This is a genomic window from Staphylococcus sp. GDY8P54P, assembly GCF_017892645.1.
GTDB lineage: Bacteria > Bacillota > Bacilli > Staphylococcales > Staphylococcaceae > Staphylococcus > Staphylococcus ureilyticus.
The window spans coordinates 317,611-327,968 of the sequence record NZ_JAESLN010000008.1 but is presented as its reverse complement, the minus strand read 5'-3'; the positions used below and the strand labels follow the sequence as shown (position 1 = coordinate 327,968).

General features: G+C 34.2%; 11 protein-coding genes. 1 reads left to right on the top strand and 10 read right to left on the bottom strand.

The features are described from left to right. Positions 1–106: 106 nt before the first annotated feature. The 10 genes from KA883_RS03750 to KA883_RS03705 form a co-directional block, all read right to left on the bottom strand. A complete protein-coding gene (locus KA883_RS03750) occupies positions 107–868 on the bottom strand; it encodes an alpha/beta hydrolase (RefSeq protein WP_046206818.1) in 762 nt (253 codons plus the stop codon). A gap of 15 nt (positions 869–883) precedes the next feature. Beyond that, on the bottom strand, positions 884–1,576 hold the full coding sequence (locus KA883_RS03745; protein WP_046206817.1) for an ABC transporter permease: 693 nt from the start codon (positions 1,574–1,576) through the stop codon (positions 884–886). Further along, a complete protein-coding gene (locus KA883_RS03740) occupies positions 1,576–2,517 on the bottom strand; it encodes an osmoprotectant ABC transporter substrate-binding protein (RefSeq protein WP_046206816.1) in 942 nt (313 codons plus the stop codon). The genes KA883_RS03745 and KA883_RS03740 overlap by 1 nt, the downstream gene beginning before the upstream one ends. A 15-nt stretch (positions 2,518–2,532) precedes the next feature. Further along, positions 2,533–3,168 (bottom strand): ABC transporter permease, encoded by a 636-nt coding sequence (locus KA883_RS03735; RefSeq protein ID WP_019470115.1) that lies wholly within the window; start codon positions 3,166–3,168, stop codon positions 2,533–2,535. After that, a complete protein-coding gene (locus KA883_RS03730; protein WP_019470114.1) occupies positions 3,168–4,352 on the bottom strand; it encodes a betaine/proline/choline family ABC transporter ATP-binding protein in 1,185 nt (394 codons plus the stop codon). Before KA883_RS03730 ends, KA883_RS03735 begins: the two co-directional genes overlap by 1 nt. 289 nt (positions 4,353–4,641) lie before the next feature. Continuing rightward, the gene (locus KA883_RS03725; RefSeq protein ID WP_046206815.1) at positions 4,642–5,109 is read right to left on the bottom strand and encodes a thioesterase family protein; all 468 of its coding nucleotides are present in this window, start codon (positions 5,107–5,109) and stop codon (positions 4,642–4,644) included. A 12-nt stretch (positions 5,110–5,121) separates the two neighbouring features. After that, a complete protein-coding gene (locus tag KA883_RS03720) occupies positions 5,122–6,075 on the bottom strand; it encodes a 3-hydroxyacyl-CoA dehydrogenase NAD-binding domain-containing protein (protein WP_019470112.1) in 954 nt (317 codons plus the stop codon). Further along, positions 6,075–6,962 carry a beta-keto acid cleavage family enzyme gene (locus KA883_RS03715; RefSeq protein WP_019470111.1) on the bottom strand — a complete coding sequence of 296 codons (888 nt, stop codon included), beginning with the start codon at positions 6,960–6,962 and terminating at the stop codon, positions 6,075–6,077. Before KA883_RS03715 ends, KA883_RS03720 begins: the two co-directional genes overlap by 1 nt. A 179-nt stretch (positions 6,963–7,141) precedes the next feature. Next, positions 7,142–7,702: a TetR/AcrR family transcriptional regulator gene (locus KA883_RS03710; RefSeq protein ID WP_046206814.1), complete on the bottom strand. Its 561-nt coding sequence runs from the start codon at positions 7,700–7,702 to the stop codon at positions 7,142–7,144. A gap of 235 nt (positions 7,703–7,937) precedes the next feature. Continuing rightward, the gene (locus tag KA883_RS03705; protein ID WP_046206813.1) at positions 7,938–8,534 is read right to left on the bottom strand and encodes a YdeI/OmpD-associated family protein; all 597 of its coding nucleotides are present in this window, start codon (positions 8,532–8,534) and stop codon (positions 7,938–7,940) included. A 409-nt stretch (positions 8,535–8,943) separates the two neighbouring features. Here KA883_RS03705 and KA883_RS03700 point away from each other — a divergent pair, with 409 nt between their 5' ends. Further along, positions 8,944–10,314, top strand: coding sequence for a CitMHS family transporter (locus KA883_RS03700; protein ID WP_046206812.1), 1,371 nt, complete (start codon positions 8,944–8,946; stop codon positions 10,312–10,314). Positions 10,315–10,358: the final 44 nt, after the last annotated feature.

The following is a 10,358-nucleotide window of genomic DNA, read 5'->3' as shown; positions in this document are numbered from 1 at the left end:
ACTTTGAAGGGAGCATATCATCATCAAGTGGATTAGCCATTTTGTATTTAAATTGATTTCGTCGTCTCGACTTTAAACGTTACTTAGTGATATGAGTCACCATATATTACCCTTTTACTAACCAGTCTATAGCACGTTTGATAGCATAGTCCCAATAAGCATAATCATGCTCACCTGGCCCATCCTCAAAACAATATGAAATTTGCTTTTCATCTAGATATTTAATAAATTTTTTATTATCTTCATGTAGTGCATCTTCTGTACCACACATAATTAATAAATCTGGTATCTCTTTACTTTGTTGAATTGCCTGGTCAACTAAATAATATGGGTCCAAGTCATTACCTGTAGCATTTTTTGAAACACCTGCAATTGCTTCTCCAGAATAATCGTACCAATCATAATCCATGAACGTCTGAGCATCATATACTGCCGATAAGGGACAAGCCTTTGCAAATCGATGTCCCTCAGCTAATGCAAACTTGATTGTTCCGTAACCTCCCATGGAATGACCAGCGATAAAATTATCTTCTCTCTTTTGTGACAAAGGTAAAATTTGATGTGCATAATCAAGTACTTCTAGCACATAATCATAATACTTATGACCAAAAACCATATTACTATAACCACTGTGATCTGCATTAGGCATAATAACTGCAAGTTGATGCTCATTCGCATAGCGCTCTATACTTGTGTAACGCATATACGAAGTTTCATCACTAGACAAACCATGCAGTAATAATAGTGTTTTTAGTGGTTTAGGCTGTGTACCTTTTTTGAAATAACTTTCATCCTCTGGAAGAATTACCATAAAATGATGATGCATACCTATTGTCTTTGAATTGTAATTAATCGATAATAGTGCCAATGATTTCACGACCTTCTATTCATTAATACTTTGCGGCTTAGTTTTACCTCTTTTTTCTGCTTTATGTGCAGGATCTAAACGTTTCTCCAATAATCTTAAACCGACATCTATAATAATAGCGATTAATGCGATTGGTATCGCACCAGCTAAGATAAACGTTGTACCATCTGTAGCGTTTGTTCCTCGGATAACGATGTCACCTAATGTAGGTGCACCAATAAATGAACCAACTGCTACAACACCAATTGCAACAACCAGTGCAATTCTTAATCCACCTAATATAACTGAGAGTGATAAAGGTAACTCAATCATTCTTAATACTTGATTTCGCGTCATACCCATACCTTTACCAGCATCTTTAATATTCGCATCAACACCAATTATACCTGTATAAGTATTTTTTATAATCGGTAATAGCGCATATAAAAATACTGTTACCACGACTGTAGTAGTACCTAATCCCATGACAAGCATGAGTATCGCTAACATTGCAATAACCGGAACGGTTTGAATAATATTCGCGATAGTAATAATAACACCAGAAAACTTACTATATCTTGCAATTATGATACCAATTGGAATACCAACAATAGATGCAAAGAGTACACCGTAAACAGACATTAATAAATGTTTTAAAAATAAATCCCAAAGGTAGCCATAGTTGACTGAATAATATTCTACTAATTGTTGTAATAAATTACCTTCCATTAGTTTTGACCACCTTTCTTATCATTTTCAAAATAATTATGTTTTTTTAAGAAGTTCTCAGCAACGACTGCTGGTTCTTGTCCTTCACCATCTGCTTGATAATTAAGTTTTTGCATTTCAGATGTCGAAACTTTTTTGTCTAGTTTATTGATGATTGGTTTTAACTCTGGATGTTTATCTAACAATTCATTCGTAGCAACCGCACTTGCATCATATGGTGGGAAAAATTGTTTATCATCCTTTAAAACTTTTAAGTCATATGCTGCAATACGTCCATCCGTTGAATAACCTACAGCTACATCTAAATTATTAGAGTTTAATGCATCATATACTAAACCAATTTGCATTGGTCTGATAGTATCAAATTTAAAACCATATTCTTTTGTAAATCCAGGATAACCGTCACCTTCACGGTTTAACCAAGAACTATCTACACCGAGTTTAAGTTCAGGATGTTTTTTCAAATCAGATACAGTTTCTAAATTATATTTTTCTGCTGTTTCCTTAGTGACCATAAATGCGTATGTGTTAGCAAAACCGTAAGAGTTAAAGAAGGTTTGGTCGAATTTTTTTTGGAAACCATCTTGAGTTGCTTTCATAGCTTTTTTAGGATCTTTAATTGGATCTTCATTTAAGGCACCAGTTAAATCAGTACCATTATATCTAGCACCTGACATATTCGCGTCACCATTTACTAACGCATTGTGTTGAATGGTACTTGATCCTAAATTATTAATTAAAGTGGGTTTAATTTCACCATTTGTATCATGTTCTATTAACAGTCTCAACATATGAGACATAATTTGTGATTCACTTGTTGCAAGTGCTGTGATTTTAATATCTTGTTCTGAACTGTTGCTACCTAGTCCTGGTAAACTACATCCAGATAAGGCCGTCAGACACAACACAAGCACAATACAATATTGTTTCAATTTCTTCATAATGTCCTCCTTAAATTATCTGGATACTTTTAATCCCTTAGGTACAGCCCATCTTTCTACTAGTGACAGTAGGAAATCTACGATCAATGCTAAAGCAGTCACTAATACTGCTGCACTTACAATCATTAATGGGTCATACAAGTTTAATCCATTAAATACAAAATCACCTAAACCACCTGCGCCTACATAACTGGCTAAAGTTGCCCAACTAATTACGTAAACAGAAGATAAACGAATACCTCCTAGTATAAGCGGTAAGGCTAACGGTAATTCCACATCTTTCATTAATTGAAAACGTGTCATACCCATACTTGTGCCTGCTTCTTTAATGTTATCATCTATGTTTTGCACACCTAATACAGTATTGTTTAAGATTGGCAATAATACATAAATAAATAAAGCTACAATTGCAGGTAATTTACCCACACCAAAGATTGGAATCATGACTGCTAACACTGCTAATGTTGGTATCGTTTGTAACACACCAGCAATAGTTAGCACAATATTAGATGTTCTTTTCATTTTTGATAATAAAATACCCAATGGTACAGCGATGACGATAGCAATTAACAAAGCGATGATTGAGATATAGAAATGTTCAACGGTTTTTGATATCAGTTGACCACCATACTGCTCTACAAAATCTTTCATTACTTATCAGCTCCTACATTATCGGGCTCAACAATAGCATTTTTTTGTGCACTAACATCTTCGTCTAACTCGCCCCAAATACTATCGTAAACGATGTCAACTAAGTTTGCTCTTGTAACTAGTCCAATCAATGTCTCTTCATCACTATCTACAACTGGTACATTTCTTACATTTCGTTTTAATATCGTACGCACCGTATCTTGCAATTTACTATCTACTCTTACTCTGTATATATCACGTTGCATTGTGTCAATGAGTTCTTTATGAGCTCGTAAACCTTGGTTAATATCTTCTATATCTAAATATCCAAGTAATCTATCATTATTACCTACGACAAATAATGTATCGACACGTCGATCTCTCATAACCTTAACCGCTTCATTTAATGAACTATCTGCATGTACAGTTACTGGTCGGATCATTGCATCTTTGACGGTTCTCATATTAGGTCTATCTTGAATCAATCTATTTTGACCAATAAAGTCACGTACGAAATCGTTTGCAGGATGTCGTAAAATATTATCTGGTGTATCATATTGAACGACTTTTCCTTCAGACATAATACAAATTTTATCTGCCAATTTAATCGCTTCATCCATATCATGTGTGACAAAAATAAATGTTTTACCTAATTTTTGTTGCAGTTCTTTAACCAAATCCTGTAATGTATCTCTCGTAATTGGATCTAACGCACCGAATGGCTCATCCATTAAAATAACATCTTGTTCAGCTGCTAAAGCACGCACAACACCAATACGTTGTTGCTGTCCTCCAGACAATTGTGAAGGATATCTATCTAAGTATTCTTCTGGTAAATCTACTAATTTTATCAATTCTTTAGCTTTTTTTTCTTTCTTTTCATCAGACCATTTTAATAATTTAGGTACTAAGACTATATTCTCTTTAATGGTCATATGAGGCATTAGACCAATTTGCTGAATCACATAACCAATTTTTCTACGTAATTCAACGGCGTTCATTTTGCGCACATTTTTACCATTGATTGCAATTTCGCCTTCTGTAGCCTCTATCATTCTATTTATCATTCTTAAAGCAGTAGTCTTCCCACTCCCACTCGTACCGATAAACGCTATAAATTCACCAGATTCGATTTCCAATGATATATTATCTACAGCTTTTTTTGTGCCACCATAGACTTTAGATAAGTTTTTTATACTTAACATGTGTTAATTCCTTTCTATATTTGTATTTTCATTTAACATTTCATTTATAAATATAGGGCTAACTGTGGATGTTATACAAATCCGAAAATAAGTAAAAACATGTAGCACAACTAGCCCTACTTTATTCATGTGTTGGTCAAAAATATCAATTTTGACTAATTTTTTTCATCCTATATCTATTAAGATAACTCAACAAATGAAAATAAACAATTTATAACCTTAAGTTTTGTTAATTAAACTATTGAAATTAATTATCAATTCAATAGCTCAAAACAATGTTTCAAAAATATTATTTTCGTTTTATGCCAATCAGTCGACCTAATTCTTTTGGCGCTTCATGAATTGTTCCAACTTTAGCATAATCATCTATAGCATTTTTTATTTGTTCAGGGAAAGCTGCAGGTCTGCCTATTGTAGTGTCCATGCCCATAAGCATTACTTCATATGTTGCACAACGGTTATTTTGAGCATCTACTAAAGTCATAAAAACATGTAAACGTTTGGCATCATAATCATATAGACTTACGTTCACAGTAATAAGCTCAGCTACGCTTATTTCTTTTAAATACACTACATGATTTTCTAAAGTGAACACTGTATAATTCAATTTTTTAATTGTATTCACATCTAAGCCTAGTGATGCCAACCATGCATCTGTGGCATCACTAAATACTCGATTATATTCAGCGTCATTCATGTGCTGATTATGATCGACCCAAATATCTTTAACAGTGGTTTGATATTGAAATTGAGTCATATGAACCTCCAATTATTTAATACCCTTTTTCATTGATGCAGTGTCTTCTGGCCAATATGCTTCAGCTAATTCTTTCACTTTAACTAAGAATTCATTACGCTTTTGGTCTAATTCTGACATCGTTTGCCCTTGTGAAGCCGTTTCACAACCATTTACCACATTATCATATAAATCCTGAGTTAGTTCAGGCGCAATTAATTTTGTCCATGGTTTCTTCAGTGCTGGACCAAATTGTTTCAACATATGACGCATGCCGCCTTCTCCTCCAGCAAGATGGAATGTCATAAATGGTCCATACTGTGCATAACGTAAACCTGCTGCATGGGTAAATGCTTTATCTACTTCTTCAGTAGTTGCTATTCCTTCATTAACAATGTGTAATGATTCTCGCCATAGTGCCTCCATCAATCTATCTGCGATGTGTCCTTCAATTTCATGTCTGACATGTAGCACATCCATACCAATGCTTTCGTACACTTTTTCTGCTTCTACTGTGACAGCTTCAGTTGTTTCTTTACCAGGTACAATTTCAACTAATGGCAAAATGTATACTGGGTGAAACGGATGTGCAACAACCAAACGTTCAGGATGTTTTAAATTCTGTTGTAATTCTGAAGGCATAATGCCAGAAGTACTAGAACCAATAATGGCATCCTGACGTGCATAGGTATCGATTTCAGATAATACCTGTGCTTTTAGTTCTTCAATTTCTGGAACATTTTCTTGAATATGATCTGCATCTTTAACAGCCTCTTCTAAGCTTACCGTAAACGATAAATTCTCTAAAGACGCCCCCTCTGCTAAACCTTGTTGCTCAGCATATGGCCAGTTTTGTTTCACTTGTTTTAACATGCTTTCATAAGCACCTTCACTGGGATCTGTCGCAATTACTTCGTGACCATGCGCTAAAATACGCGTAATCCAACCACTACCTATAACGCCCGTACCTACAACTGCAAATTTCATTATTTGCCTCCTTTAGGATCTCTAAGTTGGTATTGCTCACGCGCTTCAGCCGGTGTCATTGGCTCTATATCTAATGTTTTTAGTATTTCAACTGCACGTTCAACTAGTTGTTCATTTGAAGCTTTAACACCTTTTGATAAATACAAGTTATCTTCTAAACCTACGCGGACATTTCCACCACGTTTCGCCGCTTCTTCTACAGTAGGTAGTTGCATTCTCCCAATACCAAAAGCTGACCAATGTGCATTTTCAGGAATACGTGTTTTAAAATATTCAATTGTCTCTGCATCGTTTTCAGCACCCCATGGAATACCTAGACAGAATTGGAACATGGGTTCGCCTTCAATGAGACCTTCATTAATTAATTGTTTTGCAAATGAAATATGCCCACTATCAAAGCATTCTAATTCAGGTTTTACACCTGCATCTTTTACTAATTGTGCTTGTTTTCTTAACCAATCAGCTGGGCTTAAGTAAACAGCGTCACCCATATTCACACTACCACAATCAAGTGTGCACATTTCTGGTAATAATGCGCCAATCGCTTCATGTCTTTCTTCAGGTGTTTGCATATCTGAACCTTCACCTGCTGTATATGGATCTTCTAGGTTAGGGATAAAATCTCCGCCACCACCTGAAGTAATATTAATAATAATATCTTCATCAGCTTCTCTTATTAATCTTACTGCTTCTTTAAAAAATTCAACATCATGGCTTATGCCGCCTGTTTCTGGGTCACGTGCATGAATGTGTGCAACAGTAGCCCCTGCTTTCGCACATTTAATTGCTGAATCTGCAATTTCCTGAGGTGTTACAGGAACACTTTTATTTTTTTCTACAGTATCTCCAGCACCTGTTAAAGCTGCTGTTAGCATAACTTTTTTCATATATAAACCTCCAACAGAGTTTTGATCACAGTTGATAGTGTACCAACCGGACGGTTTAGTTTCAACCCTTGCTACAGCTAAAAAAAGGGATAAGTGATGGTTTGTCATCACTTATCCCTATAGCATCAATACTTTCAACGAATCGAAAATTTTATTATTTTTTTATAATTTCAACTTTTTCATGCATCTTTTAATTCGATTTGTTTGTTTTCTGTATAAGATGTTAGTCGTTCTAAAACTTTTGCTCTCATTGTTTCATCAAGTGCGTCTAGTCCAAATATTTCCGATAACCATAAGCCGTCCACTGCTAAACGTATGATTGTTGCATCGACTTTATCAATGCCATCTTTTTCAATTTTTTCTTGCCAATCTTTATAGGTATCTTGTAGTGGTAATAATAAATTACTATTAATACCCTGTGCAGCCAGCATACCAGAAGTAATTGATGCATTTTCTGAACGGTGTTCTCTAGTAGCTTCAATAAATGCACGCAATAATTTGCCAACTTCTTGTGTCTCATTTTTAACATGTTCATTCACATTATTTCGATACAACTCATCTGCATGATCCACAAGTCCTTGTATCAATGCGAATTTATTTTTAAAATGATACAGTAAACCACCTTTACTAACACCTGCTTTTTTAGCAACTGCATCAAGTGTTAAATACTCACTACCTTGCTCATTTACGATAGCCGCTGCTGCTTCTAATAGTTGAATACGTTTAGACACTCTTGCCATATCTACACCTTCTCTTACAAAATATTACTTGATTCATCTACTATATTTATATTTGAGCAAACTATAAACGATAAATGACAAAGTTGCAAGATTAATCTAGATTTTATAAACGACGCGTTATCTATTTTTAAATAAATACGATGGTTTGGTTCAACTAAAATACGATTAAAAAATTTTGACAACCACGAACACTTTTTTGTCATTGAAGACTTAAGTCATGCTATAGCTTAATTGGTTACTTATCATTCATGCCTTTACCTTCTAGGATATGATTGATATACTTTTCAACTCTATTTTCCCTTGTTGAAGCACGTTTAGCTTGACCTATATAATACATATATTGACGTTGTCTTCCAGGCGTTAAATTATTAAATGCTTCTTTTAACTCTGACGAAGCTTCTAATTTATTTTTCAATTCCTCAGGCATATCGAATTCTTCTGTCGTTTTCATCGGTACTTTTTCACCCGACTTTTCTACTCTAATGGCTTCTTCTACATACCAAGCAATTTCGTCTTTACGTTGTTCTATTTCGTCTAAACTTTCAAATCTCAACTGGCGAGCAGCTTGAACATTTTTCGTTTGTTGAATTAAAGTATGATATGGATCTTTCATAATGGCACCTTTTTCAAATAACAATGCACAATAATGTTTAAAATCTTGAATGATGACAACATTTTTATTGTCCAAAGTATAACAAGGATGCATCCATTTATAATCTTCTGTTAATTCTGTTTGATTGATTATATTTCTTAATACTTTAAAAGCATCTTGCCATTGATCTAAGCGTTCAATAAACGCATCTACTTTATCGTTTTTAATTGATTCACTCATAAAAAACCGCCTTTTATTTTAATTTTACTATAAATATATACATTTAATCCATACTATCTTTTATATCATGTTAACGTCTTATTTTCTAAGAATATAATACTTATTTATATCTTTAATAATTCAAAATATTTCTTCAAACCATTTTTAAATGTGCTCAATTTAGATAATCCTTTATTGATCTTCTTCACACTACTCTGGTACAAAACCTATATATTGTCATACTAATACAATTCAAAAATACATTTGTTTTACTTATAATTTAATATAAGTAAAATTATATAAGTATTTATATATATTACTGATACACTTCGCTTTTCTCTGTTACACTTATAAATAATCACTTTTTAGAAGTGTGAACAATCATTGTTCAGTTTTTTGTAAGCGCTTTAATATTTGGAGGGGATATTTTATGCAACAAGAGAGTGTTTGGCTAACAATTATGGGGCTAATTATTATTATTTCCATTGTTGGTTTACTAATTGCTAAACGTATTAGTCCAGTTGTAGGCATGATTTTAATACCGAGTGTAGGGGCACTCATATTAGGTTACAATATAGGCGATTTAGTAAAATTCTTTAATAGTGGTTTAGATCAAGTCATTAACGTCGTCATCATGTTTATTTTTGCAATTATTTTCTTCGGCATCATGAGTGACGCTGGCTTATTTAAACCATTGGTAAAGCGTTTGATTTTACTTACTAGAGGTAATGTTGTAGTTGTTTGTATTGTAACTGCACTTATCGGAATATTCGCGCAACTCGATGGTGCTGGAGCCACAACATTTTTATTATCAATACCAGCATTATTACCGTTGTATAAAGCACTAAATATGAATCGGTATCTACTACTTTTGTTACTCGGACTGAGTGCATCGATTATGAACATGGTGCCTTGGGGTGGTCCTATGGCTCGTACAGCTTCAGTAATTCATTTTAAGAATGTCAATGAATTATGGTATGGTGTTATACCTGTTCAGATTATCGGTTTTATTTTAGTTTTACTATTCGCTGTATTTTTAGGTTTTCGAGAAAAATCAATTATACAACGTAAAATCAATTCGGGAGAAGTAACTAATACACAAGATGTGGATATACATAAATTGGTTGAAATATACGAACAAGATCAAGATATTAAATTTCCAATTCGTGGTGTTGCCGTTACGAAACCTTGGATTAATTGGATTAACGTGATACTTACGCTCGCTATCATCGTAGTAATGCTAGCTAATATCGCTCCGCCTGAATTTGCATTTATGATTGGTGTTGCGATTGCTTTGATTATTAACTTCCCAAATGTAGACGAACAAATGAGTAGGCTTAAGGCTCATGCGCCAAATGCACTTATGATGGCTGCCGTGATTATTGCAGCGGGTATGTTTTTAGGTGTACTTAATGAAACTGGTATGCTTGAGGCAATAGCAGTAAGCTTCATCCACATTATACCGAATGCCGTAGGGCCATACTTACACATTATTGTCGGTATTTTCGGTGTACCACTAGATTTATTAACGAGTACGGATGCTTATTATTTCGCAATCTTACCTATTGTTGAACAGACAGCCGGTCAGTTTGGTGTGTCATCTGTGTCAACAGCATATGCAATGTTAATTGGAAATATTATCGGTACGTTTGTCAGTCCATTTTCACCTGCATTATGGTTAGCAATAGGGCTTGCAGAAGCAAATATGGGAACATATATAAAGTATGCGTTCTTTTGGATATGGGGTTTTGCCATCGTCATGTTAATTATCGCTATGTTAATCGGAGTCGTTACATTTTAAGTTCTAAACTGTGTGACTTTAGTAAAAACATTTGCACAAAAATT